Source organism: Cohnella pontilimi (genome assembly GCF_005049045.1).
In the GTDB taxonomy this organism is placed as follows: domain Bacteria; phylum Bacillota; class Bacilli; order Paenibacillales; family Paenibacillaceae; genus Cohnella; species Cohnella pontilimi.
Map to the genome: position 1 here is coordinate 35190 of NZ_SUPK01000011.1, position 26169 is coordinate 61358.

At 54.1% G+C, this 26169-nt stretch carries 25 protein-coding genes; 17 read left to right on the plus strand and 8 right to left on the minus strand.

The annotated features are described in order from the left end of the window. Positions 1–5: 5 nt before the first annotated feature. Together E5161_RS19140 and E5161_RS19145 are read right to left on the minus strand one after the other, a co-directional pair. The gene (locus E5161_RS19140; RefSeq protein ID WP_136779492.1) at positions 6–209 is read right to left on the minus strand and encodes a DUF378 domain-containing protein; all 204 of its coding nucleotides are present in this window, start codon (positions 207–209) and stop codon (positions 6–8) included. Positions 210–319: 110 nt separating this feature from the next. Further along, on the minus strand, positions 320–868 hold the full coding sequence (locus E5161_RS19145) for a GNAT family N-acetyltransferase (protein WP_246042441.1): 549 nt from the start codon (positions 866–868) through the stop codon (positions 320–322). A 133-nt stretch (positions 869–1001) separates the two neighbouring features. Between E5161_RS19145 and E5161_RS19150 the strand changes: the two genes are divergently transcribed. Both E5161_RS19150 and E5161_RS19155 read left to right on the plus strand, forming a co-directional pair. After that, a complete protein-coding gene (locus tag E5161_RS19150) occupies positions 1002–2207 on the plus strand; it encodes an MFS transporter (RefSeq protein WP_136779493.1) in 1206 nt (401 codons plus the stop codon). Positions 2208–2238: 31 nt separating this feature from the next. Beyond that, positions 2239–3165 (plus strand): phosphotransferase family protein, encoded by a 927-nt coding sequence (locus E5161_RS19155; protein ID WP_136779494.1) that lies wholly within the window; start codon positions 2239–2241, stop codon positions 3163–3165. Between the two features lie 3 nt (positions 3166–3168). Here E5161_RS19155 and E5161_RS19160 read toward each other — a convergent pair whose 3' ends face one another. From E5161_RS19160 to E5161_RS19175, 4 genes are all read right to left on the minus strand, one after another. Then, a complete protein-coding gene (locus E5161_RS19160) occupies positions 3169–3825 on the minus strand; it encodes an HAD family hydrolase (protein ID WP_169306769.1) in 657 nt (218 codons plus the stop codon). A 109-nt stretch (positions 3826–3934) separates the two neighbouring features. Next, the gene (gene gdhA / locus E5161_RS19165) at positions 3935–5299 is read right to left on the minus strand and encodes an NADP-specific glutamate dehydrogenase (RefSeq protein ID WP_136779496.1); all 1365 of its coding nucleotides are present in this window, start codon (positions 5297–5299) and stop codon (positions 3935–3937) included. Between the two features lie 213 nt (positions 5300–5512). Beyond that, positions 5513–6496, minus strand: a complete 984-nt coding sequence (locus E5161_RS19170; RefSeq protein WP_136779497.1) for a diaminopimelate dehydrogenase — start codon at positions 6494–6496, stop codon at positions 5513–5515. Between the two features lie 253 nt (positions 6497–6749). Next, positions 6750–10151, minus strand: a complete 3402-nt coding sequence (locus E5161_RS19175) for a M6 family metalloprotease domain-containing protein (protein ID WP_169306770.1) — start codon at positions 10149–10151, stop codon at positions 6750–6752. Between the two features lie 257 nt (positions 10152–10408). On the opposite strand from E5161_RS19175, the gene E5161_RS20915 reads away from it, so the two are divergent. The 10 genes from E5161_RS20915 (at position 10409) to E5161_RS19220 (ending at position 18822) form a co-directional block, all read left to right on the plus strand. Next, on the plus strand, positions 10409–10564 hold the full coding sequence (locus E5161_RS20915; RefSeq protein WP_169306771.1) for a hypothetical protein: 156 nt from the start codon (positions 10409–10411) through the stop codon (positions 10562–10564). An 84-nt stretch (positions 10565–10648) separates the two neighbouring features. Beyond that, positions 10649–11515, plus strand: coding sequence for an alpha/beta fold hydrolase (locus tag E5161_RS19180; protein ID WP_136779499.1), 867 nt, complete (start codon positions 10649–10651; stop codon positions 11513–11515). 154 nt (positions 11516–11669) lie between these two features. Continuing rightward, positions 11670–12782: an ABC transporter substrate-binding protein gene (locus E5161_RS19185; RefSeq protein WP_136779500.1), complete on the plus strand. Its 1113-nt coding sequence runs from the start codon at positions 11670–11672 to the stop codon at positions 12780–12782. Next, positions 12749–13609, plus strand: a complete 861-nt coding sequence (locus tag E5161_RS19190; protein WP_246042444.1) for an ABC transporter permease — start codon at positions 12749–12751, stop codon at positions 13607–13609. Before E5161_RS19185 ends, E5161_RS19190 begins: the two co-directional genes overlap by 34 nt. Next, positions 13606–14490 (plus strand): ABC transporter permease, encoded by an 885-nt coding sequence (locus E5161_RS19195; protein WP_136779501.1) that lies wholly within the window; start codon positions 13606–13608, stop codon positions 14488–14490. The genes E5161_RS19190 and E5161_RS19195 overlap by 4 nt, the downstream gene beginning before the upstream one ends. Continuing rightward, the gene (locus E5161_RS19200; protein WP_136779502.1) at positions 14450–15478 is read left to right on the plus strand and encodes an ABC transporter ATP-binding protein; all 1029 of its coding nucleotides are present in this window, start codon (positions 14450–14452) and stop codon (positions 15476–15478) included. Before E5161_RS19195 ends, E5161_RS19200 begins: the two co-directional genes overlap by 41 nt. Before the next feature lie 12 nt (positions 15479–15490). Then, positions 15491–16279, plus strand: coding sequence for a DeoR/GlpR family DNA-binding transcription regulator (locus E5161_RS19205; RefSeq protein WP_136779503.1), 789 nt, complete (start codon positions 15491–15493; stop codon positions 16277–16279). Then, entirely contained in the window at positions 16276–17271 is a 996-nt protein-coding gene (locus tag E5161_RS19210; RefSeq protein WP_136779504.1) for a histidinol-phosphatase HisJ family protein, read from the plus strand. Before E5161_RS19205 ends, E5161_RS19210 begins: the two co-directional genes overlap by 4 nt. 20 nt (positions 17272–17291) lie before the next feature. Then, positions 17292–18056 (plus strand): MgtC/SapB family protein, encoded by a 765-nt coding sequence (locus E5161_RS19215; protein WP_136779505.1) that lies wholly within the window; start codon positions 17292–17294, stop codon positions 18054–18056. Positions 18057–18219: 163 nt separating this feature from the next. Beyond that, complete coding sequence (locus E5161_RS19220) at positions 18220–18822, plus strand: DUF975 family protein (RefSeq protein WP_136779506.1); 603 nt, start codon at positions 18220–18222, stop codon at positions 18820–18822. Between the two features lie 73 nt (positions 18823–18895). On the opposite strand, the gene E5161_RS19225 is transcribed toward E5161_RS19220, so the two are convergent. Beyond that, positions 18896–19750, minus strand: a complete 855-nt coding sequence (locus E5161_RS19225) for an AraC family transcriptional regulator (protein ID WP_136779507.1) — start codon at positions 19748–19750, stop codon at positions 18896–18898. Between the two features lie 127 nt (positions 19751–19877). Here E5161_RS19225 and E5161_RS19230 point away from each other — a divergent pair, with 127 nt between their 5' ends. The 5 genes from E5161_RS19230 to E5161_RS19250 all read left to right on the plus strand — a co-directional run bounded on the left by E5161_RS19230 (position 19878) and on the right by E5161_RS19250 (position 25238). Further along, positions 19878–21416, plus strand: coding sequence for a sulfatase family protein (locus E5161_RS19230; RefSeq protein WP_136779508.1), 1539 nt, complete (start codon positions 19878–19880; stop codon positions 21414–21416). Between the two features lie 171 nt (positions 21417–21587). Continuing rightward, complete coding sequence (locus E5161_RS19235; RefSeq protein ID WP_136779509.1) at positions 21588–22790, plus strand: ROK family protein; 1203 nt, start codon at positions 21588–21590, stop codon at positions 22788–22790. A 219-nt stretch (positions 22791–23009) separates the two neighbouring features. Continuing rightward, positions 23010–23627 carry a chromate transporter gene (locus E5161_RS19240; RefSeq protein ID WP_211246764.1) on the plus strand — a complete coding sequence of 206 codons (618 nt, stop codon included), beginning with the start codon at positions 23010–23012 and terminating at the stop codon, positions 23625–23627. Between the two features lie 22 nt (positions 23628–23649). Continuing rightward, complete coding sequence (locus tag E5161_RS19245; protein ID WP_136779511.1) at positions 23650–24189, plus strand: chromate transporter; 540 nt, start codon at positions 23650–23652, stop codon at positions 24187–24189. 116 nt (positions 24190–24305) lie between these two features. Further along, positions 24306–25238, plus strand: coding sequence for a formylglycine-generating enzyme family protein (locus E5161_RS19250; RefSeq protein ID WP_484032431.1), 933 nt, complete (start codon positions 24306–24308; stop codon positions 25236–25238). Positions 25239–25610: 372 nt separating this feature from the next. On the opposite strand, the gene E5161_RS19255 is transcribed toward E5161_RS19250, so the two are convergent. Then, the gene (locus E5161_RS19255; protein ID WP_136779513.1) at positions 25611–26165 is read right to left on the minus strand and encodes a C40 family peptidase; all 555 of its coding nucleotides are present in this window, start codon (positions 26163–26165) and stop codon (positions 25611–25613) included. Between the last annotated feature and the right edge of the window lie 4 nt (positions 26166–26169).

Here is a 26169-nt window from a genome sequence, read left to right on the forward strand (position 1 = left end):
TCCAGTTAATCGGTATCGGACACCTTTCCAAAAAACGACAGCGCGTATAGAGCCGCAACACCTACAACGATGTAAACCACCTTGGAGCCGACTTCCGCGGAACCGCCGAAAATTTCGCTTACCACATCGTACTCGAACAATCCGACCGACAACCAGTTCAAGCCTCCGAGAATGACGAGAATCAGGCTGATCACATTGAGGGCCTTCATCGGGCAAACTGCCTCCTTCGCTTGGTGAAATCGCACTTTCGCCAAACCTTTCGGACATTCGCCGCCAAATCTTCGTTGTTCACTACAGTTGTATGTGCTGCGGCTTCCCGTTATTCCACGTGTACTCCGCTGTTCTCCGGTTCACCCTGCCATACCATACAGAGCACGCGGACGGCGCCGTGGCCTGCCTGCCGTTCATATTCGTCTTGGGCTCTGAAGCCCGCCTTTTCGTAAACGCGAATCGCACGCCTGTTCCAGGTTTCCACTTCCAGATCGATCTCCGCCCAAGGGCGCCGCTTCGCCGCTTCCCGTACCGCCAAAAGCGTCACTTCCTTGCCGTATCCGCGATCGCACAAGTCGGGCCTCAGTCCGAGCCCCAGACGGATCGCCCGGTCCAACGCGAACAATTGCACGTAGCCGGCAAGCTCGCCCCGCTCGTCCCGCACGGCGAGATACTGGGCTTTCCGGATATCCGGATCCGCGAACTCCTTCCGCTGGCGAACCATTTGCTCCCAAGCCGGCCAGCGGTATCGGTCGTAAGGCTCGGGATATAACCAGCCGCAAACCTGACGCCCGTCCTCTTCGGTCATGGGCGTCAGCCGGAATCGAGGCCGCTGTGGAAGACTGGGCGCCGGGTCTGTTAACCGTTTATCGTTCACCTCAGTCCGCCTCCTTCGCAGTATCTATCCTGATATTATCATGTTCCAAAACTCGAAAGCGGCCATTTTTCAATATTCTCGTGGTATGATAGGGAAGTTCATAAATGGGATTCGGATGAAAGGAGAACAATCGATGGCCCGGCTTGTCTTCTTGGGTTGTATCGTCTACTTGGTAACCGGGTTCGGACAGGTGGTACTCGGAACGGTAATGGAACCGATGGTTCACGCTTACGGCGTGCAGTACGGAGACGGCGGCCAGCTCGTCATGAATCAGTTCCTGGGCGGGATGGTTGGCATTATGTGCGCACCCTGGCTCATGGCCCGGATCGGTAAAAAAGGCATTATTTTGTCCATGCTCGCACTTATCGCGGTATGCGAAGCCGTCTATCTTTTGCAGCCTCCATGGTTGACTATGCTTCTAGTTTCTCCGCTGGCAGGATTAGGTCTCGGCACGGTGGAAGCGCTCGTCGGTTCTTTCGTGATCGCGGCGGCGGCCGGCAATGCGAATAAGGCGATGAGCCGGGTCGAGATCTTCTTCGGTCTCGGAGCGCTCCTGATGCCGTTCGTAGGTTCGCTGCTCATTTCTCTCGGCATTTGGAAGATCTCGTTCGCCTTGGTCAGTATATTGGCCGCGGCCGCATGGCTGCTCTGGCTGCTGTTTTGGCCGAGCCTTCTGGACAATCCGGTTGCACATGGGGAAGAGGAGCGTCATGAAGCTGCAAGCCCCATGCCCAAAGCGGCCAGAAGCCGCCTCGTGCTTTCGGTGTGCATGCTCTTTTTCCTCGTGTATGTCGGGCTGGAAATGAGCTTCATTCATTATCTTCCGTCTTTAATGGTTCAAAACAACCATTTGGCGGAATCCACCGCCTCATTGTCGATCAGTTTATTTTGGGCGACGATGACAATCGGGCGGATGGCGGCCGGACATGCGGCGGACCGGTGGGGCGGAGCGGCCTATTTGGTCGCGATGTGCTCGGCGAATGCGGTGCTGTTTGCGCTCATGGTCGGACTGGACGGAACGACGGCAACGTTCCTGCTGGCGGCCGGCTCCGGTTTGGTCATGTCCGGCATGTTCGCGATCGCGCTCGTGTTCGCCAACCGGACTGTTACCGGGCTGACTGAGCGGACCACCAGTCTTCTCATTGCCAGCGGCGGCGTAGGCGGCGCATTGTTCCCGAAGCTAACCGGCTGGTGTCTCGACCAGTTCGGCGCCTATGGTACGCGATGGCTGTTCGCCATTCTGGCTGTCGTGCTGCTGAGCGTGCTGGTATGGGCCTTATTGGCCGCTAAGCCGAGAAGAAGCCCTGTGTTACTGGTTACCGAAGGAACGCACGGTTAACAACATCTGCGGCAAGAGAGGTGATCGGTCCATGACCGCATATGAAAAGCCTGAACTGGACTCAACGGCAGTAGGTAAGCTGCTGGAGGAACTTTACGGTCATCCGGTGCAGGACCTGCAGTTGTTAACGGGGGGCAACCTGAGTGCTGTATATTCGTTCGGCATGGACGAAGAAGGGTGTGTGATCCGGTTCAGCGACTTGGCGGGGGCGTTTCGCACGGAGAGCTATATCTCACAGCTTCTTTGCTCTCAAGGCGTTCCCTATCCCCGGATGGTGAGCCTGGGGCAAGCCGGACATCTGGCATATGCCGTCTCGGAACGCGTACAGGGCCAAATGCTGGCGGAACTTCCCGTCGAGCGGAAAAAAGCCCTGCTGCCGGATTTGATCGAGCTCATTTCGCGAATCAATCACGTCAATCTGGGCGATACGAGCGGTTATGGATGGATTCAGGCGGACGGCAACGGAGTCTACGGCAGCTGGATGGAGTACTTGATTTCCTTTTATGGCGAAGATCAGACCGGGAACTTCTGGGGGAACTGGACCGAACTGTTCGATACCACATTTTTGGAGAAAGACGTATTTGACGAATGCTACGCCCGATTGATGGAGTTCGGCTCCTACAATGCTCCGCACCGTCATTTCGTACACAATGATTGCCACGCGTGGAATATCTTGTCGGATGGCCAAAAGATCACCGGTATTTTGGACGCCAACAGTGTATATGGGGATTTTCTGATCGATGTGTCGATCGCGGAGAACATCCTTTCCGGCGAAAATTTGGCGGGTCGCATTCGGGAGTATCAGGAGCGACAAGGCATCGAATTGCCGTTTTTTAAGGAAAGGATGCTGGGAGCCCGATACTACAAAGGGCTGGATGGGCTCCGGTTTTACGCTAAAATGGGCAGGAAACAGGACTACGACTATTTGCGTCATTTTCTGTTGAATTTAACGCGCTGAATGCTATGCGGAGTTTGTCCTGGCCAACCAGTCCTGAAAATCTTGAATACGATAGAATACCCCGTCCGGCTGAACGTCATATTGGGTGCTTTGCGAAACCGACAGCCATTGCACGGCAAAGGTGCGTACTCCGGCGTCTTTGCCGGCCTTGATGTCCGCGTTGCTGTCGCCCACGAATACCGCTTCCTCAGGGGATGCTCCCAGCTGCTTCAGCGCAGCCAACACGCCTTCCGGATCGGGTTTCGGCTGCTTCACGTCGTCCCCGGTAATGGCTGCATCGAAGAACGCCTTTAGCTTCAGAGCTTCAGCCGACAGCTGGAACGCTCTGTCGCTTTTCCCGGTCACGACGCCGATGAGGATGTCGTTTTTTTTCAGCTTAGCCAACAACTCGATCATCTCCGGGTGATCAGGCACCAAATCGGCATGGCTTTGTTTGTAAACCTCATAGTACTGTTCAACGGCCTCGGAAAATGCGAATCGGTTCTTCAAATATTTCCCCAGGATCCCCTCTTCCGTCGGTCCGAACATGGCCACAATTCGCTCTTCGGTTAGCGACATCCTGTCGTATTTCTCGAACACCGACCGGAACGCTTTAAACGAAGCGGGCAGCGTATCCGCCAACGTTCCGTCGAAGTCGAACAACACGGCTTTGACCGGCATTCCCCACACCCCCGTTTCTTTTTTCAATAAGCTCATTATACGATGAAAGTTGTTAAAAAACGCCGCTCCCCGCAATGTCACAGGGGAACGGCGTTTTTTCGGGACAAACTTACACGATGCCTTGAGAGAGCATGGCATTGGCGACCCTGAGGAATCCGGCGATGTTGGCACCGACCACCAGGTTGCCCGGATGGCCGTATTCTTCGGCTGCCATCACGCTGCTCTCATAGATGTTCTTCATGATTTGGTGCAGCTTCGCGTCCACTTCTTCGAACGACCAGGACAATCTCATGCTGTTCTGGGACATCTCCAGTGCGGATACCGCAACTCCGCCTGCGTTGGCCGCTTTGGCCGGTCCGAACAACACATGGTTGTTCAGGAACACTTCGATCGCTTCGAGGGTCGAGGGCATGTTGGCGCCTTCTCCAATCGCTTTGACTCCGTTGGCCACTAACGTTTTCGCGGCTTCCTCGTTAATTTCATTTTGCGTGGCGCAAGGCAGGGCGATATCGCATTTGATCGACCAGATGTCTTCGCACCCTTCGCTGTACACGGCGTGCGGATGCTCTTTCACATATTCGCTGATCCGATTGCGTTCGACTTCCTTAAGTCGTTTCACGGTTTTCAGGTTGATCCCGTCCGGATCGTAAACGTAGCCGTTGGAGTCGCTGCATGCGACGACTTTGGCGCCGAGCTGCTGCGCTTTCTCGATGGCGTAGATGGATACGTTGCCTGAGCCGGAAACGATCACCGTGCTATCCTCAAAGCTCAGCCCTTTGAACTTCAGCATTTCATTCACGAAATAAACGCAGCCGTAACCTGTCGCTTCCGTTCTCGTAAGGCTGCCGCCGTACCCAAGGCCTTTGCCCGTGAGAACGCCTGCCTCGTGGCCGCGAATCCGCTTATACTGGCCGAACATATAGCCGATTTCCCGGGCGCCCACGCCGATATCGCCGGCCGGCACATCGATATCCGGACCGATGTATTTGTACAGTTCGGTCATGAAGCTCTGCGTGAAGCGCATGATTTCGTTGTCCGACTTCCCTTTGGGATCGAAGTCGGATCCGCCCTTGCCGCCGCCAATGGGCTGCCCCGTCAAAGAGTTTTTGAAAATTTGCTCGAAGCCCAAAAACTTGATGATGCTCGCGTTGACGGATGGATGGAACCGGAGTCCGCCCTTGTATGGCCCGATCGCGCTGTTGAACTGAACCCGGTATCCCCGGTTCACTTGGACTTTGCCGCTGTCGTCCACCCAGGGGACCCGGAAGGTGATCGCCCGCTCAGGTTCGACGATGCGCTCCAGAATGCCGTGGTTCATGTATTTCGAATGCTTTTCAAACACCGGGATCAAGGAATCTAAAATTTCTTTCACGGCTTGGTGAAATTCGCTTTCATGCGGATTTCGCCGGATCACCGTATCGTAGACCGATTGAACATACTGTTTGGCTGTCTGCCCGGCGCTCGAAGTCGTCATGGTTTCCTGCACTCCTTTATCTTTTTCGGTTCGCACAATCTAGCGATAAGTTTGTATTAAAACATTTTACGGGAAACAGGGGGGGATAATCCAATTAATAAAATTTTATAGACCGATTAAATTACTTTATCGCTTTAAAGTGATATTCATGCAATGTAAAAAAGACCCTGCCACCGGCACGCGGCGACAGGATCTTAACCATACGATGAGAGGTTACAGCAATTCGCGGCGAAGCTCCTCCGGCGACTTAGGCGACAGATAGCCAAGCGGAATATCGAACACGGTTTTCGCGCCGGTCTGTCCTTCGCTGCTGAGGCGGACAACCGCTCTCGCATAAGCGACCAGTACGCTGGCCGTAAACTCGGGGTTGCTCTCCAGCTTCAGGCCAAACTCCACAATTTGTTTGGTGCCTTCGCCCGTAATGCCGCTGCGAATGACGAATCCGCCGTGAGGCATCCCTTGGTGGTCCGCTTTCAGCTCCGCCTCGGAAATAAAGTGCACGGTGGTGTCATAATCCGAGAAGTAGTTCGGCATGGAGACGATGGCCTGACGAATCTGTTCTTTGTCCGCGCCTTCTTCCGCGACGACGAAGCATTCGCGAAGGTGTTTGTCGCGGGTCGTCAAATCCGGCGTCTCGCCGTTACGAATGCGGTCGATCACACTTTGCACCGGAACGGTGTACTGCACGCCGGCTTTCACGCCCGGCACCCGGCGAATAGCGTCCGAATGCCCTTGGCTCACGCCTTTGCCCCAGAAGGTGTAATCTTTTCCTTGCGGTAAAATCGCTTCCGCGAGCAGCCGGTTGAGCGAGAATAGACCCGGATCCCAGCCGGTGGAAATGACACTCAGCGTGCCGCCTTGTTTGGCTGCTGCGTTCACGGTCTCGAAAAATTCAGGAATTTTCGCGTGCGTATCGAAGCTGTCCACCGTATTGAACGTTTTGGCGATGACCGGCGTCTGTTCCGGAAGATCCGTTGCGGAGCCTCCGCACAGGATCATGACATCGATTTTTCCCTTATATTGCTCGGCGGCCGATATATGCTCGAAGCGCACGCCGGATGCGGACTGCAGCTGATCCGGCTGCCTGCGGGTGAACACCGCAACCAGTTCGATGTCGGAGTTTTGCGCGATCGCTTTTTCCACGCCTTTGCCCAGGTTTCCGTAACCGACAATGCCGGCTTTGATTTTTTGTGCCAACGAAATTCCTCCTTCTATTTGCAGCACAACGATAGTTGGTGCCTATAAATATAAGTATAGAGATGTAATAGAGAATGTAAAATTTAATTTCTGAATGTCCTAGAACATGGCTGCTGTAATTCGGCAAAATGATCTTACAGCGCATAAGATGGCTGCTGACGACTCTGTAATTTGGCTCAATGTCGTTAGGGAAGACTAACCTCGAAAGCCCCAAATAAAAAGCCGATGCCCGCAGGCATCGGCCAGTGTCGCGTTAATTGATAAACTGCAAATGGACAAGCAAGCGCTTGAGAATCGATGCGCTTTGGCCGCGTGTCGCAAAGTCGGCGGCACGGAATTCATTCGGTTTCATGCCGGTCATAATCCCCGCTTGGACGACATTCGATACAGAATCCAGCGCGTAGGCGCTGATGGAGGACCGGTCCTTGAACACGCCCAACCGGGAGCGGTCCGCCTGATCGGCCAGCGGTTGGCCGGCAAAACGCGCCGCGTTATTGATCATCGCGGCCATCTGTTCCCGGGTGATTCGGTCATTGGGCCGGAAACGGCCGTCACTGAATCCTTGGACTAACCCGGCTTGCACGGCCGCGCCCACATATCCGGCGTACCAATCCGAAGCTTTAACGTCCTTGAAGGATGCTGCGGCCGATGTCTCGCGCAAGCCTAAAGCCTGTACGAGCATCGCGGCGAACTGCGCGCGCGTGACCGCTTGATTCGGTCCGAAGGACGTATTCGACAGTCCTTTCAGCAGCGATTTCGACGCGAGCAGTTCGATGTCATCGCGGGCCCAGTGAGTGCGGATGTCCGCGAATGACTTTTGCGCTAGCGCCACAGTGTAAATGCTGTTGCCGGTACGTTGAAGCGTCACGACCGTTTTGCCGCCCGATACGCTAAAGGTGGCGGGAACGAACGAGAAGCGGCCGGTATCCGGATCGTACATCACGACCGTGGCGCTCGACGGGTTTACCGCTTGTTCAAGCACAAGGGTTCTGGACACATAGGTACGGCCAAAATCACGGAGCTCTTCCGTTTTGCCGTTTCCTGCAACGGTGACCGTGTACTCGACAGGCGCGCCGACGAAATGGAGTCCGGCGTACGACCCATGCCCCTCCATTTCATCCAGCAGCCTGCCGCCCACTTGCGCGATTTGCACCTGAACGACAGCGTCCTTCAACGAGACGCCGAGTTTTTGAGCGATCGCGGCAAGGTCTATCGCGCGAACCGGTAATTCATAAGACGCGCTGTCGGATGTCACGGAGATTACCGCGTTCGCGTCCGCCCGAGCCCCTTTCACCAGTGCATCCGCCGCCAATTCGACGATGGCCGGCTGTCCGTCGGACAACGAGACCGGGATCCGGATTTTACCGGCCGACGCTTGCCGGGATTGCAGCGCTTCGAAGGCTTGGCCCAGCAGGCCTGCATCGATCTTCCACACGTTCGCGCCGTTGACCGCTTCCGGCGTCAATTGCTCGAAGATCACTTCCCGATCTCCAGCCGACTTGACTTGTGGTCCCGCTGGCGGAACCACTGTAGATCCGCCGGTCGGCGGAACAGCCGGAACGACCGGAACCGCCGCATTGCCGCCTGTCGAAGGAATAGCCGGAACGACCGGAACCGCAGGAACAGCTGGAACCGCGGCGGTCGGCGGTATGACCGCAGGCACAGGCGTAGAAGGCGGTAAAGCCGGCGGGCTGGTCGTGAAGCTTTGGATATCCGACATCCCCAGATGTCCGTTTGCATCCACACCGAGCACATAAAAATCGTACGACGTGGAAGCTGTCAATCCGCTCAACGCAATCGTCCCCGGCTTGCCGCCAGTCACGGAGAACCGGCCGGCGAAGGCGGCGGTGCGGCCGGCGCTGTCTTGTCCACGCATGATCTGGACGACACTCGGCGCTTTAGAGCCGGAAGGGACGGCCTCGTAATATAATGTCGCGGCTTCATCCCATTGTGAAGCATAGGTGAAACTGTCGGCTGTCGAAGCCAGCTTCGGTGCAGCCGCGATAGCGGGGCCTTTTCCCGCCAGGAACGGCATGCTGTAAGAAGAGCTAGCGGGCACGACGACGGAAATACCGGTTTCGGTTCCGTTGTGGCTTGTGCTTCCCGGCGGATGATAGCGGTCAAATATATCACCGTCATGGTAAAACGGGTCATCCGGAGAGATGTCGAAGCTCTCCAAGTCCACGCCTTTCGGATTGACATCATTCACGGCGTTGAAATGATTGCGGATGACATTGGAATCGATATGCCATATGGCGATGCCGCTCTGTGCGGTGTAATCGCGCAATCCTTGGTCGAATCCGCTTCTCGCGCCTTGCTGGCGGTTTTCGAGCAAGAAGTACTCGTCGGGATTCCCGGTTTTCACTTTGTAAATTTGATAGGCGCCGGGATTGGTCGTATCGAATGCTTTGAGAGTGGCCGAGACATCCGTACCGTAAGGCACCTCAACCGGCGAAGCGAATCCTAGAAATATTTTGGACCAGGCATCCAAATGTACGGGCGTCGTCCCGGCATATTCGCCCGGAATCGCGGACCAGTTGCCGGCCCCCATGACGCTGAAGCCGCCCACTCCGTTCGTATCCCCGCTGTTATTCGGATCGACGTCATACAAGTCGGGAAGATCCAGGTCGTGTCCCAATTCGTGCACAATGATCCCGATCGTCGCTTGATGTCTGCCCTGCAGCTCGCCGAATTGCGTATAGCTGCCGCCGCCGGCGGCGCTGAGCAGCTTCACTCCGTCGACTGTGGGAGAAGACGAGTCCGGCATCGCCCAATGATGTCCCCATACGCTCGGCAAGCTTGCGTTGTAGGAGGAATCCCGGTACGAGGCCTCTTGTCCGGCGATGATCGTCACAATGTGCAGTTCATCGGCCGAAATATAGCCGTTGTGGTTCGTATCGTAAGAAGAATAGTCGATTTGAGAATCCGCCGCTTTCAACGCATCCGCCACCAATTGACGGTTGAGCTGATTCGGATTGCCGCCCGTATTCGGGTGATTTTGATTGAGCGTCACCGTCACGATTCCGTCATTCGGCGTGCCGGCGGTCTCTTGAGCCGGTGTGAAGTAAAAGCGCTGCGCGGAGTTCTCCTTGTAATATTGATTCACGGTTTTGCCGGAATCGCCAAATACAAGCTGCCGCCATTGCGATTCGGCAGTGGACATGGAAACGTTGTTGAAGTTGACGAGCAGTACCAGCATCGGGTGAGGCTTCGAAAGACTTTGCGTCGTGCGGAGCTCTCCGTTGGCGTACGCCGCCGATTTGGACGGACGGTCTTCTTCGAGCGTCGATGCCTCTCTAAGCCGGCTGAAGTAGAGATGAAGCGGGGCCATATCGTCGGCAGACAATACGTGCGCAGGCCGCGGCTGAGCCGCGTATTTCACGGGACCGGCCGCGAGGCGGTTGTTTCTGATTTCGGCGTAATACCAATAACCGTCTTTGTTTTGGACAATGACCGCACCGTCTTGCGCCGCGGTCCAGTTGAATATGTCATCGCCTTGCTTTTCCGCTTGAAATACAGCTCCGTCAGGCTGAGTGTAAGCCGTGATGATCGGTGCGGCGGGAGCTGCCTTCGCGGAATGGCCGGTGAAGAAAAACAAGGCGGCAAAAGCGAGGCTTACCGCATAACCGGTATTTTTTTTTCTATTAAAATGCAAAAAAAGCAACCTCCATGTATGTGAAATAACCAAGGTGCGACGGGCTGCTGCGAATAGAACCGATTCCCTCCCTTTCATTGAAAATGGGCTGCATCTATAAATCTCTTATACTCGGTTGAAACTGAGAAGTTTTGGCAGACTTGCAAGGCTTATAAAATTTTAATGAAATAAGGCGGGGACGACAGCCGCACTAGCTGGTTTTCTGCTTCCGGCGTCCGGGTAATGAAGCACAAACGTAACATAAGGAGGCGCAATCGATGAATAAAATGACGGGCGACAAAATCCGTAACGAAGAGGACCGTGACGACAATTCTCCGGAGCAGGAACGGAAGATCAAGCAGGGACAGGATATCGAACCCCAAGCGGAAAAATGGGACGACGAGACGTCCGATCGCGAAGACCAAGAGAAATAACTTCATCGTAAACAGACTGCATCCGCGGATGCAGTCTCTTTCGTGTGCACGCTCATAATAGGGAGGAAGGGGGTGTAACCGCGCATGTGGGGAATTCAAAGCAAGTTCGCCGAAAATAAAATCATTTCGCCGGATGGCACGCCGATCAGCTTTTTCTCCTCGGGACAAGGTCCGGGTCTGCTCATCGTGCACGGTGCGCTCGGTACCTCCAGACACTATCTGCGTTTGGCGATGGCGCTTTCCGACACCTTCACCGTTCATGTCATGGATCGCCGGGGGCGCGGCAAAAGCGGGCCTCAAGGCGAAGCGTACGACATGGATAAGGAATGTGAGGACGCCGCGGCGATTCTGCAGGCGACCGGCACTTCCTTCTTGTTCGGCCACAGTTACGGGGGATTGGTCGTCCTCGAGACGGCGCTGGTGTACCCGGTGCGGAAAATCGCTTTGTACGAGCCCGGGTTATCCGTTCATCAATCCATTCCTCACGGCTGGTTAAAGGAATTCAGACAGGCTTTGGACCGTCGGGATTATCCCGAAGCGCTGCTCCTCTTCATCCATGGCCTGCGGCTGCTGTCTCCGTTCGATAAAATTCCGAAACCGCTTCTCCGGCTGTTTTTACGGTGGGCGATGACAGGCGGGGAAAGAAACGAGACCGTCCAGCTGTTACATTCGTTGGAATCGGAAATTCGTGAAGTGGCGCGTCTGGACTCGATGGAGGACAAATATCGGGGCGTCTCCGCACGCACCTTGGTCATGATCGGCAGCGACAGCCCCGCGTATATGATGTATGCCGCCAGTTCGGCGGCAAAGTCGGTACCGAACGCCACGCTTACCGAGCTGACGGGACTTGACCATATGGCCCCGGTGGCCAAAGATGTTCGAGAGCTGAGCCGGCACCTGAAAAATTTTTACATAGATGAGGATTCGGTTAAATCGTGTGATAACAAATAAAATCCAAAATAAAACCACACGATGACTTGTTTTCTGTTGGATATCGGCGTGGGATGTTGTTGACCATTCAAAAAGTAAGCGTTTATAATTTTGGTATCCCACAAGAAAACAACACCATCGTACAGGCCAACCGATCCCATGAGGAGGATGTCGAATGTTGAAAGTGTTGAGCAGGGGGAACAAATGGATAACCGTTGCTGCGGTTGTCGTACTGGCGCTGAGTGTCGCGGCGTGCGGCAAATCCGGCGACAAAGGCGGGAGCGGAGCATCGGGGGGTACCGAATCCATCGAGGAGCTTGTGTCCGCCGCACAGAAAGAAGGGCAAGTTGTCAGTGTGGGCATGCCCGATACGTGGGCCAACTGGAAAGACACTTGGGATCAACTGAACAACAAGTACAAACTCAAACATACCGATACCGATATGAGCAGCGCCGAAGAAATCACCAAGTTCGACGCCGAGAAAAACAAACCGACCGCGGATATCGGAGACGTCGGCATCGCCTTCGGAAACCTGGCGGTCCAGAAGGGTGTGACCCAGCCGTTCAAAACCCAATATTGGGACGAAGTGCCCGATTGGGCCAAAGATAAGGACGGCCATTGGATGGTCGCCTACACCGGCAGTATCAGTTTCTTCTGCAACAAGGACCTCGTAGGAACGTGCCCGAAAAGCTGGGCCGATCTTGAGAACGCAAGCGGCTATAAAATTTCCGTCGGCGATGTAACGAAAGCCGCGCAAGCTCAGCATGCTGTATTGGCGGCAGCCCTTGCGCACGGCGGAGACGAAGGCAACATCCAGCCGGGCCTCGATTACTTCAAGAAGCTCGCAGACAAAGACCTCATTTCCAAAGTAGACGTGTCCGTCGCCAATATTCAGAAAGGCGAAGTGGCCGTCGCGCTGTTATGGGATTTCAACGCACTCGGATATCGCGATCAATTCGGCAAGGACAAATATGAAGTGAACATTCCTTCCGAAGGCAGCGTCATCAGCGGATATGCCACGATCATTAACAAGTGGGCCCCTCATCCGAACGCGGCGAAAATTGCCAGAGCGTATATTTTCAGCGACGAAGGCCAGATCAACCTCGCCAAAGGCTACGCCCGCCCGATTCGCACGAGCGTGAAGCTGCCGGCAGATGTGGAAGCGAAGCTCATCCCGCAGGACCAGTACAAGAACACGAAGCCGATCAAAGACTTCAAAGTGTGGGAAAACACCGTAAAGGAGCTTAGCGTCAAATGGCAGGAAGAAGTACAAGTCGGCATAAAATAATGCTTCTGCTGCTCGTTCCTTTCTTCCTGTGGATTTTCGCCTTTCTGCTGTTACCGGCCATCATGATGCTCATCTCCAGTTTTCAAAACGAAGGCGGCCAAGGGTTTACCCTTGGCCAGTATGTTAAAGGGCTTACCCACCCGCTCTATACGGCGGCGATTAAGAACAGCGTGATCTTGTCGCTCGTGTCCGCGCTTGTTGGTTTGGCCGTCGCCGCAATCGGCGCTTATTCCTTTACGACCTTTTCGGAGAAGGCCCGCGACCGGATGCTCAGCCTTTCCAACATGATGACGAACTTCGCCGGCGTGCCGCTTGCTTTCGGGTTTATGGCGCTGCTCGGAACCAATGGGATGCTCACGCTGCTGTTCAAGCAGCTGGGCCTCTCTTTTTTGGTCTTTGATCTCTACTCCTGGAAAGGCCTTGCCTGGGTCTATATTTATTTTCAAATCCCGGTTGCGCTGTTGATTGTCTATCCTTCGCTTTATGCCATCAAGGAGGAGTGGAAAGAATCGGCATCGCTGCTCGGAGCGAGCGCGGCGCAATTCTGGCTGCGCATCGGCGTGCCGGTGCTGCTGCCCGCCCTTGTGGGCACGTTCAGCGTCTTGTTCGCCAACGCGATGGGTGCCTATGCGACGGCTTACGCTCTCGTTACGAATAACTTCAATTTGCTCTCCATTCAAATCGGCGGCCTTGTCGCCGGCGATGTGTTTCCACGGGTGGAGCTCGGCAGCGCGATGGCGGTTATTTTATTTGTGATCTTGGTCATCGCTCTTTGGATCAATGAAAAGATGCTGCGTCTCGCCAGGAAGGGGGGCGGGTTGCCATGAACGGCGTATCCGGAAAGAAATCGGCTGCTTCCCGCATCGGGCATCTCTTCGTGGTGATCGTCATTCTTACCTTTCTGCTGCTGCCGCTTCTGGTCACCTTTTTGTTCTCGATCAGCACGGTATGGGACCATACGATTTTGCCGAAAGGTTATTCGTTCGATTCCTATGCAGCCTTGTTTTCAGATGACCGGTTCCTGCTGGCTTTGGGGCGCTCCTTCCTGGTCGCCTCGGTCACCGTCGTTTTGTCGCTGATTGTGATGGTGCCAACGATCTTTATCGTGTCGCTCTATGTTCCGAAGCTGGAACGATGGCTGCAATCGGTTGTGCTGATGCCTTTTGCCGTCCCCGGAGTCGTCGCTGCGGTAGGCCTCATCAAGCTCTATTCGTCGCCGCCGTTCGCCATTTCGGGCACCATTTGGATTTTGATCGGCGTGTACTTTATCATCATTTTGCCTTTCGTGTACCAAAGTACGCGTAACTCGCTCCGCTCGGTAAACGCGGCGGAACTCATGGAAGCGGCGGAGGTGCTCGGAGCGGACAAACCGGCCGCATTCGCGCAGGTCATTTTGCCCAATATCATGCCGGGAATCATCGCCGCCAGTCTGCTCTCTTTTTCGATTGTTTTCGGAGAATTCGTGCTCGCCAACATGCTTGTCGGAGGCAGCTACGAAGTGGTGCAAGTGTACTTGTATCATATGCTGGGTACGGACGGACATCGTTCCAGCGCCACGATCGTTACCTTTTTTCTGCTGGTGTTGATCCTTTACGTCCTCGTGTTGAAATTCGGTCAGCGTAAGCCTCGGACTGCCGTAACGTCTGATGCCAAGGAGGGGAACCCGTTTGAGCTTCGTCCGGATTCAAAACGTGTCGAAAAGTTTTAACGATAACAGAGTGCTGAACCAAGTTTCCCTGGACATCGAGGAAGGGGAATTCGTCACTTTGCTGGGTCCGAGCGGCTGCGGCAAAAGTACGCTGCTGCGGGCGATTGCCGGCTTGAACGCGATTGATGAAGGAAGCATTTCCGTCGGCGGCAAAGACATTACGAATCTGCCCCCGAAGAAAAGAAATGTGGGGATGGTATTCCAATCCTACGCTCTGTTTCCGAATATGAATGTGTACGACAATATTGCATTCGGATTAAAAATGGACGGGTTGAAAAAGCACGAAATACGTCCTAAAGTGGAACAAATGCTTTCCATTATCGACCTGAAGGGCAAGGAAGCCAGCTACCCCAGCCAATTGTCCGGCGGACAGCAGCAGCGGGTCGCGCTCGCCCGCTCGTTGATCAAGAACCCGACGGTGCTGCTGCTTGATGAACCGCTCAGCGCGCTCGACGCCAAGATTCGCCGCTCGCTGCGCAACGAGATTCGTCTCATACAGAAGCGGCTGAACATGACCACCATTTTCGTGACGCACGATCAGGAAGAAGCGCTCACGATCTCCGACCGCATTTTCGTCATGAATCATGGACGCATTGAGCAGGCGGGCACGCCGAATGAAATCTATATCGTCCCTGCAAGCGAGTATGTGGCCCGCTTTATCGGCAACTACAACGTTTGGAGCCGCGAGCAGCTCAAGGGCTTGCCCGTTCATGGCTTGCCCGAGCAAGGGGACATGTTCGCGGTCCGCCCGGAAGCGATCCGGATGGACACGGCGGCAGGTGATAACGAAAACGGTGTCGTTGCGGACGGAAAGGTGTCATACGTCTCGATTCTCGGAAACGTGCTTCGCTTTGAGGTGGATGTGGCGGGTTTGCCGGTCACGGTGGATATGCTGAGCGGCCAGTCGATCGAGCACTTGAGTACGGGAACGCCGGTGAAGCTGTTCATCCCGCGCGATGAATGGAAAAGTATACAGAAATCGTCTTAAGGGAGTACCCGAATGTCATCTCTTTCTTTTGAGAAACGCAAGAAAAAAATTATGGAGATGCTTGGCAAATTCGGCCGTGTTGAAGTTCAGGCTCTCGCGGATGAATTCAGCGTGTCCTCGGAGACGATCCGCAGAGATTTAGAGCGGCTCGACAGCGAAGGAAAGCTGAAGAAAGTGTACGGCGGAGCGGTCCAAACACGGGCGGATTCGCTCGAGCTCCCGTTCGACGAGAAGACGTTTCTTCACGCGGCCGAGAAAGCGGCCATCGGCAAGTACGCGGCGTCGCTGGTCAAAGACGGAGATACCGTCATGCTGGGCAACGGCACGACGACGATTGAGATTATCCGAAATTTGATGAAGCATCGCGATGTGACGATCGTGACGCATTCGACCCCGACGATGCTGCTGGCGATGGAGATTTTTCCGGGCAAAATCATTTTCGTGGGCGGCGAGGTCAATGTTCGTCAGAAATCCACGGCCGGCCCGCTCGCTGAGCTTGTGCTCAGCCAGCTGAGAGTGAACAAAGCGTTCATTTCGGCGGGCGGAGTGTCTTTGACGGACGGGATTACCGACTATGAGCTGTCCGAAGCGAACATATCCCGAAAAATGATGGAGCGGGCGGATGAAACGATTTTTTTGGCGGATTCGTCCAAGTTCGGCAAGTCCACCTTCGCGAACGTTTGCTCGCTGGATGATGTATACACCTTGATCACGGATCAGCATTGTCCGGATGAATGGAAGCAATATTTGACGGAACGGGATATCGTCGTATGGACGGCGCACGAGGAGGACGAGCGGTGAAGGTCGACTTTCATTTTCATCTCGAGGAAGGGCCTTATTCTTTCAACTGGCTGCAGAGAACCGCGCGCGCATTGGATCACACATCAGGCGGGCAATCTGTCTCTGCGCCTGAACATACGCTGGAATGGATCACAGAGCAGACGAAACGGCTGCACAACCGGCTGGAAGAAGGCTGTTTCTCCGATCGCTGGATGGAACGGTACATGGACCATGGCCGCAAGCAAGGGATTGAGCGGTTCGGCATTGTCGATCATCTATACCGGTTTGAAGAATTTCGCGATTACTACGAGAAATATATCGTGATGGACGACAGCGAGCTGGGCCGTTTGCAGCGGTACTGGTTTGACCGGGTACGCATCGGCTCCATCGAACACTATCTCTCTGCGGTGCGCAGCATGCAAAGGAAAGGCCACCCGATTTCGGTCGGCGTCGAAGCCGATTATTTTCCCGGCGGCGAGGAGGAGCTCCGGTCGCTTCTCGCGCGATACGAGCTTGATTATGTGATTGGAAGCGTTCACTTTGTAGACGGATGGGGCTTCGACAATCCGGAAGTTCAGCATATGTATGAGCAATGGGACCTGCTGGAACTGTATCGCTACGGATTCGAGCATGTGAAGCAAGCCGCCCGGTCGGGCATTTTCGATATCATCGCCCATCTGGATAATTTGAAAGTATTCAATTATCGGCCGGACGAAAGCCGAATGAGCGGACTGTATGACGAGTTGGCGGCTGTGCTAGCCCAGACGGACGTGGCCTCCGAAATGAATACGGGACTCGCTTACCGCTACCCGGTGAAAGAGATGTGTCCGAGTCCTTCGCTGCTCCGCCATTTGTACGCGCACGGCGTTCCGATTACACTGAGTTCCGACTCTCATTTCCCGGATGACATCGGGACGATGCTGGACGACGCGGCGGATCTTGCCAGACGGACCGGTTACCGCGAAATCGTGTATTTTAAAGACCGAAAAAGGATCAGCGTTCCCTTAGACTAGAGAAAGGGGGGATCAGACAGATGACCCATCCTGAGGTATGGCAAATTACAGATTGGGAATTAACGCTTCGCATTCTATCGGCGCTTGTGATCGGCGGATTGATTGGACTGGAGCGGGAGTTCGGGGATCATGCGGCCGGATTTCGCACGCATATTCTGGTCTGTCTGGGGTCCGCCCTTATTATGCTTTTGTCGATTTACGGGTTCAGCGCGTTCGTCGGCGAACAGAATGTTCGCGCGGACCCGGCAAGGCTGGCGGCGCAAGTCATCAGCGGCATTGGGTTTTTGGGCGCGGGGACGATCTTGCGCAACGGCACGTCGATATCCGGCTTAACGACGGCAGCTTCTCTTTGGGTTGTGGCAGCGCTCGGCCTGGCGGTAGGGGCGGGGTTCTATTACGGCGCTTTGCTTACGACGCTGCTTGTGCTCATCAGCTTGTTCGTGCTGAATAAGCTAGAGAAAATCTTTTCGAGCAAGAGAAGAATGATTGATCTCACGATGGTGTTGGACGAATCGGCCGGGGGCATTGCCTCCGCGATGGGGTTGCTGAAGCCGTTCGGAGCCGTGATCACGGGACTGACTGCCGTCACGGATCCGGAGGGCAAGGAGACCCCGATTATAGAGCTGCAAGTAAGAATGAAAAATATGTTGCTCGAAAAACATCCGGAATTTCTTAATGAGTTACGCTCCGTAAAGGGAATGAAAAAGGTGAGCTATCAGTTGACCGAGGGGAAAATTCGTAAAAAGGCCGAGGATAGCGCAGGCCATAACGATATGTACAGTTAGGCCGGTAAAAGCCGGAGGCCGGGTCCGCGATGCGGGACCCGGCCTCCGGCTTTTTATTTCGGACATAAAAAATCATAACCTCGGATGAGCCGGATATATATGGAGAGAGGAGTTGTGCATAAGTTTTCAGGAATCGAATTTGATAAAAGGTGGGAATGCGGACATGCCGACCAGTTCGGAAATTCGTGCTCAGGCGAGAGGAATTTTGCAGGGAAGTTGGGGGAGATCGGCCGGGCATATGCTGCTTTTGTTCATTGTGCTTGGCGTGCCGCTGTCGCTGCTCAATTTCATTCCGGTTCTTGGAACGATCGTGTCATTTCTGGTTTCAGGCGCCATCACTTATGGGCTTTATAATTATTATCTGGATTCGGTCCGCGGTGAGCGGCCGGCTTTCACATCGTATTTCTCCGGATTTAACCGGTTCGTAGACACGTTCCTGTTGTATTTGCTGATGTCCATTTTTATTTACTTATGGACGCTGCTTCTGATCGTGCCGGGAATTATCGCCGCCATTCGGTACTCACAAGCCTACTATATCCTTCGCGATAACCCGGGCATAAGCGCCATGGAAGCGATCAACCGGAGCAAACAAATGATGATCGGGCATAAATGGCGATTTTTCGTGCTGGGTCTTTCGTTTATCGGTTGGATCTTGCTGGCGATCATCACATTCGGAATCGGTCTATTATGGTTGTACCCGTATATGCTCACCTCATATGCATGCTTCTATCAGGATCTGAAAGACCGGTCCGCATCGTTCTCCTAATCGGCGGGTTTCCATCCAGCCGGCACCTCTTTCGGGAGGTGCCGGTTTTTTTGTATACATGAAGAGCAGCCTTTCATTTGCTTGCTGCCCGCAAGGCCATCGGGGAAACCTTGTAATAGGTTTTGAAAGCCCGGGTGAACGTGTACAAGTTCGGATAGCCTAGAGACAGAGCGATCTCCGTTATTGTCGCGTCCGTTTCTTTCAGCAGCCGTTTGGCTTTATCCATGCGGATCTTCTGGATGTACTTCAGAGGGGGCATTCCTACCTGGCTGTTGAACACGTTGGAAAAGTACGAGCGATGCACTCCTGCGAATGCCGCGACTTGCTGTACGGATATTCCTTCCGTAGCGTGAAGCTCTATGAAATCCATGCATTCGTGTATCCATCCGGGGGGCTCCTCCGAATGGCTGGGAGCCGTCTCCGGGATCAATCCGGCGAACAGCCCATAGATTAGCCCTTGCAGCTCTAAGGCTGTGGCAGGCTTCCACCGCTCGACGTCCGCTAGCGCCTGAATCACGCGTTCGGCGGATTCCTTGACCTGGGGGGTGATGATTTTATCGCGAAACGGCCTTTCAGGCTTCACTCCCGAGAGTTCCAATAAAGGCTTGACCCTGTCACCATCCAGTGCCAACCAGCTCAATTGAAGCGTTGAATCCGACGGGAGCATGTCATAATAATAAGTTCGACCCGGAAACAGGCAAAATAAATCTCCCTTCTGCAGCTTTGTCCATTTCCCGTCGTATTCAAACCGAACCATTCCCTCCTGCACGAAATGAATGCTGTAGCACTCGATCCTTTTCGGACCTACCTTATAATTGGGTTTCGCGATGCTGCGCCCTGCCCGGACCGGCCACAGCTGTCCCTCTTTATCCAGATAGCCTGGCGTATAATAAATGAATTCAGCAAATTCGTACTCGAATTCCTGCATGATCGCCGCAATTCCCTTCCCACGGTGTTTTCTTCAGAAAAGTTACAAAATGACAACTGAAATATAACACGAGGCTATTTGAAAAACATTGTGGATTCAATATCATCTTACTAGGAGGGGATTATGATTGTCTAGGAAACCTAACATTTTGCTAATTACAAGCGATCAGCAGCATTGGAACACTATAGGGGCTTTCCACCCTGAAATCTCCACGCCGAATTTGGACCGCTTGGTTCGAGAAGGGACGACCTTCGACCGGGCCTATTGCCCGAATCCTACCTGTACGCCCAGCCGGGCTTCTATCATCACGGGCATGTATCCGAGCCAGCATGGCGCTTGGACGTTGGGTACGAAGCTCTTGGAAGACCGCCATACCGTAGGAGAAGATTTCATACAGGCAGGCTACCGGACCGCACTGGTGGGCAAAGCGCATTTCCAACCCTTGAAATCCACGCCGGAGTATCCTTCGGTGGAAGCCTACCCGACGCTTCAGGATTTGGAATATTGGAGAAATTTCAACGGTCCGTTTTACGGATTCGACCATGTCGAGCTTGCGCGAAACCATACGAATGAAGCCCATGTCGGTCAGCATTATGCCTTATGGCTGGAAGAGCAGGGCTGTGCCAACTGGCGGGATTACTTTCTGCCTCCGACCGGAACGATGGATCCCTCGATCACATATAAATGGCCGATTCCGGAGAAATACCATTACAATACCTGGATTGCGGAACGAACGAATTCCCTTATGGAAACCTATCAAAAAGATAACGAACCTTTCTTTCTATGGGCCAGCTTCTTCGACCCGCATCCGGAGTATTTGGTCCCGGAGCCCTGGGATACGATGTACGACCCGGATAAGCTGACGATTCCCGCCCTCGTGCCGGGAGAGCACGACCGTAATCCACCGCATTTCGGGATGACGCAAGAGGATCATCCGGATTTCTCGAGTATGATGGAAACCGGGTACGGCATCCACGGCTACCGCTCCCATCATTACTACGAATATGGCGAGAAAAAACGTTTGACGGAATATGACAAAAAGAAGCTGGTCGCCGTGTATTACGGCATGATCAGCATGATGGACAAGTATATCGGCAAAATCCTCGATAAGCTGGACCAACTGGGACTTGCCGAGGACACGCTCGTCGTCTTCACGACGGATCACGGCCACTTCTTCGGACAGCATGGCCTGCAGGCCAAGGGAGGTTTCCATTACGAGGATTTGATCAAACTTCCTTTTATCGTTCGCTGCCCCGGTCATGTACCTGCAAACCGAAGGTCTCAAGCCATTCAGTCCTTGGTCGATTTGGCGCCTACCTTCTTATCCTTCTGCAACCTTCCAATTCCGCCGGCCATGACGGGGATCGACCAGAAGGAAGTGTGGCTCGGTAAGCGAGAACAAGCCCGGCAGCACGCGATCTGCGAATTCCGGCATGAACCGACGACGATCCACCAGAAAACCTATGTCGATGAACGCTATAAGATCACCGTTTATTACAATCAAACGTACGGAGAAATTTTCGACCTGAAGGAGGATCCCGGCGAGATTCGCAACCTGTGGAACGAGCCGGGATACCAGATGCTGAAGTCTGAGCTTCTACTGAAATACGCTTGGGCGGAGCTCGGCAAGGAGCCGTTGCCGATGCCCAGAATCCATCACGCTTAACAAGCATTGAAACAACGGAGCCCGCGGATAAGCGCGGCTCCGTTTTCATTGCTGTTTATGATGTACGATTGCGAATTTGCGAATATGTGAGCACGGAAGTCTGATTCGCGAAACCGCCGATTAAAGGGTTATAATGGAAAGAAATCTTATCTTATTGAAGCAGGGGAGTTTATGAAGGCGCCGAACATTCCTTCCATGAAGAAACTGGTCTATAACCGGATTGCCGAATATGGCCCACTGTCGAAGGCCGATCTGCAGTCCGCGTTTCAGATCACGTCAAGCACCCTGACGCGATTGTTGGAAGACATGGTAAGCGAAAGTCTCATTCAAGCCGCCAGCCTAGGGACTTCGAGCGGCGGACGGCGTCCGGTTTTGTACCGAATCAATCCGGATTACGGATTCGTATTCGGGTTGGAAATTTCAAGGTTTTCGTCCACGCTGGGCCTGTTCGACATGGCCTTGAACCCGAAATCCTCGATTCGCTGGCGCATGGATGAGACCATGACGCCCGACTGGCTTGTCGAACACACCGTCCGTCACATGAAAATCATTTTAAAAGACCATGATATCGACTCTTCCCGCGTGTTAGGTGTCGGAATCGGAGCGGTCGGACCTTTGGATCGGGACAACGGCATCATTTTGGACCCGATGCACTTCCCGGCTTCCGGGTGGCGGAACGTGGCCATTTGCCGGCTTTTCGAAGAAACGACCGGTTGGAGAACTCAATTGGAGAATGGCGCGAATGCCGCGCTGATGGGTGAGATTTGGGCGATGCGGGATCAAGGGGTGCAGCATGCGCTCTACATTCACGCCGGGGTCAGCCTACGTTCCGCCATCATGTCCCACGGAAGGATCGTGCATGGGAGCGTCGATACGGAAGGTTCCGTCGGCCAAATGATCATCCAGACGGACGGACCGCGTTTATCCGCCTCCGGGAATTACGGGGCTCTAGAAGCCTTCGCCTCCATACGGGCGCTCGAGAAGAGCGCGCAGTCACAGGCTCAAGCCGGCCGGAATCTGGGATCAGCCTTGGGTCGGCTCCCGCCTGACCGGATCGATTTCAACGCCTTGCTCCAAGCCTTGGAATCGGAAGATCCGTTTGCCCGGGAACTTTTCGATCAATCCGCCGTCTATTTCGGTGTCGGGCTGGCCAATCTCATCAATACCTTTCATCCGGAAATTGTGATTCTAGGCGGCCCCTTGATTTCCCGCAACACGCATTATTTGGATCGGGCCATCGAAATCGCCAAAAAAAACATTTTCTATTTCCCCAAATACGAACCTATTTTTTCGAGAGGCTTGCTGAAAGAAGACGCGGTGATCACCGGATCCGCCCTTGAAATTTGGCACATTCAGTCCTTCCCGGAAGAATAACATCCCGCCAAGAGTTCCCTTAAGCAAAATTCGCGCAGATCCCATCTGCACGTATTTTGTTTAAGGTTTTTTTGTTTGCTTGGCTTTGAGAAAAAACCAAATTGGGATTAAAGTGTGGATCTTATAAACGAGATAAGGAATATAATCCGATATTTTAGGTTAACTTTCTTCCATTTTGGAAATAAGACCTCTATAATGGAGTGGAAGGAGAGAGAAGCCATGAACCATAAATTGAAGCTGTTGACGAGCATTTTCATGACGTTTCTGAAAATGGGGCCTTTGACGTTCGGCGGGGGATATGCGCTGATTCCGGCCATCGAAAAGGAAGTCGTGGACAAGAAAGGCTGGCTTCGCAACGAAGAGATCGCCGACGTCTTCGCGGTTTCCGGATCCGTACCCGGTGCGGTCGCGGTCAATTCAGCCACTTTCATCGGCTATAGAATCGCCGGCATTCCCGGGGCGATTGCCGCGTTGCTCGGTATTTTTCTCCCTACCTTTTGCCTAATGCTTCTACTGACGGTATTTTATGTGCAATTGAAGGACAATCCGAAAGTCGAAGCTGCTTTCACTGCGATTCGGGCCACCGTCGTCGCCTTGATCGCATACGCGGCGATTAAAATCGGACGCACCGCCATCGTGGATTTCGCTACGGGAGCGCTTGCCGCTATCGCGTCTCTCCTGCTATATCTCGGTCATCTCCATCCGTTGCTCGTGATCGTTTTCGGAGCAACTGCCGGCGTGGCCCTCGTCAAAATCCGTGAACATGGGGGGCGAACGCCCACGGCGGGAACTTCCAAGCTGCAGGAGAAAGAACCGATATACGATTACATGATATAATCCAGACGAATGGGGAGCCCCTATGCTGATCCAACTCTTTCTAACCTTTTTCCTCGTGGGTCTCGTCTCGTTCGGCGGCGGTTATGCCATGATTCCCCTCATCCAAGAGGAAGTGCTGAACCGGCATCATTGGATGAGCTCCGCCCAACTCTCCGATATTGTGGCTGTCGCGGGGATGTCCCCCGGTCCCATCGCTACCAATATCGCGGTGGCTGTAGGATATCAACAATCGGGCTGGATCGGGGCAGTCGTCGCGTCAATTGCTGTTGTTTTGCCGTCCTTGATCCTGATTCTCGCCGTCGGTAAAGTTTTCGCCCGCCTTCAGGATCACGTGCTCATGAAGTCATCCTTTTACGGAATCCGCCCGGTCGTCGCGGGCATGATCGTCTTTGCGGCGATCATGTTCGCGCAGAATGCCGGCATGTTCGCCCGTTTGTCCTGGTTTACTTGGAGCCAGATCGGCATTTTCGCCGGATCTCTTTGCGCCTTGTTCTTCCTGCATAAGCATCCGCTTTCCGTCATCATCCTTTCCGGTCTCATCGGCATTGCGATATATGGGTAACCGTCATAATCAACCATCAGTCGATTGAAAAAGGAGCCGCCTGCACCATGGATCCGAACCAACAAGCATGTCCTTGCTGCGCTTCACCCAGAAATCCGAGGCCACCCGAGAACGGGATGGAAGCGGCGGCCTCCGAAGGGCCCTACGCCGCCACGCCGGCACGACGTCCTCGCCAGGAATTGCAACATAACATGATTTTCGTTCCCGGCGGAGAGTTTTGGATGGGAACGGACACGAATGAAGGCTTCCCTGCCGACGGCGAAGGACCTTCCCGCCGGGTCCGGATCGACTCTTTCTCGATTTCCGCCCATGCGGTAACGAACGCCCAATTCCGTGCTTTCGTGGAAGAGACCGGTTACGTAACCGAAGCCGAACGTTTCGGCTGGTCCTTCGTGTTCCATCTCTTCGTATCCGACGCCGTTCGGGAACAAGTCAACCTTGTACCGACGGGCGCGCCCTGGTGGTATGCCGTGAACGGCGCCTGCTGGGCCAAACCGGAAGGCCCCGACTCGAGCATCGAGGAGCGGATGGAACACCCGGTCGTCCACGTTTCCTGGAATGACGCCGAGGCCTATTGCCGGTGGTCCGGCCAGCGTCTGCCTACCGAAGCGGAATGGGAATACGCCGCCCGCGGCGGTCTGGAACGGAAAACTTACCCTTGGGGGGATCTGCTCAAGCCTGACGGTCGGCACCGCTGCAATATTTGGCAAGGCAAGTTCCCCGACAAGAACAATGAAAGCGACGGTTATGCCGGGACGGCTCCCGTCGACGCTTACGAGCCGAACGGTTATGGCTTGTACAACATGTCGGGCAACGTCTGGGAATGGTGCGCGGATTGGTTTATCCCGGCTTACCACTCCGTCACCCCGGCATTGAATCCCCGTTTCGACAAGCCCACCGGCAATCGTTCCATGCGCGGAGGCTCCTATCTTTGTCACCGTTCCTACTGTAATCGCTACAGATTAGCCGCACGGAGCAAGAACACGCCTGATAGTTCTACTGGAAACTTAGGATTTCGGGTGGCACAGTCCTCCTATCCAGGGAAATAGGTACCGGTTGTCGATGTGCACTCCATTACGAACAAAAAAGCTCATGAGACACTGTCTCGTGGGCTTTTTCTCAGCAACCATCCGTCGGTTGTTTCGTATGGAAGAGGGAATCATGATTCCTGGAGGAATGAACATGAACTGTCCAGTTTGCGAGAATTCACGCATGAGAGAAATGGAGAAGAATGGAATCTTGATAGAAGAAAAGCGTATTTGATGTTTTCGGAGATCTTTTTGATTAATCGAAGCTGTTAGGTGGTAAAAAATGTTGGATAACAAAACAAAGACCCGCGGGTGCGGGTCTTCGTCCTCGGTTCGGCATAAACGTCCCTCGCCATCCTAAGGACAGCGATAGCCGTTTATGCTTGAGTGAAGTTACTCTACAACGGTTCCGTCAACCGGCGGCGCGGCGGTCAGCTCTACCTTGTCGGCAGGAGCGGGTTTCGCGGCAGCGACGGTTGCGGGCTGTTCGGTTGCAACTTCCTCGAAGGTTCCGGCGTCTAATACACGTCTGGCGCCGAGGTAGCGTTTCGCATAGTAACTTTCACTCAGCGAGGTGATGGTGACACCTTTGCTGGTGGAAGCATGGGCAAATTTGTTCTGACCAACATAGATGCCCACATGAGAAACCCCGCTACCGTTCGTGTTGAAGAACACGAGGTCGCCCGGACGAAGATCGTCACGAGCCACTTTTTTGCCGACGGCAAACTGTTCTCTCGACGAACGCGGCAGTTCTACACCAAGCTTCTTGAACACATACCCCGTAAATCCGGAGCAGTCAAAACCGCTTGTGGTGGTTCCGCCGTAGTCGTAGTCGATTCCGATCAGCTTGCTGATGGTGTTGTCCAATTTGGAGTCCGCGAACGCGCTGCCAACTTGGAACGCAAGCAAAAAAGCGAGGGAAAGCAGGACAACGGAAAACTTACGCAAGACC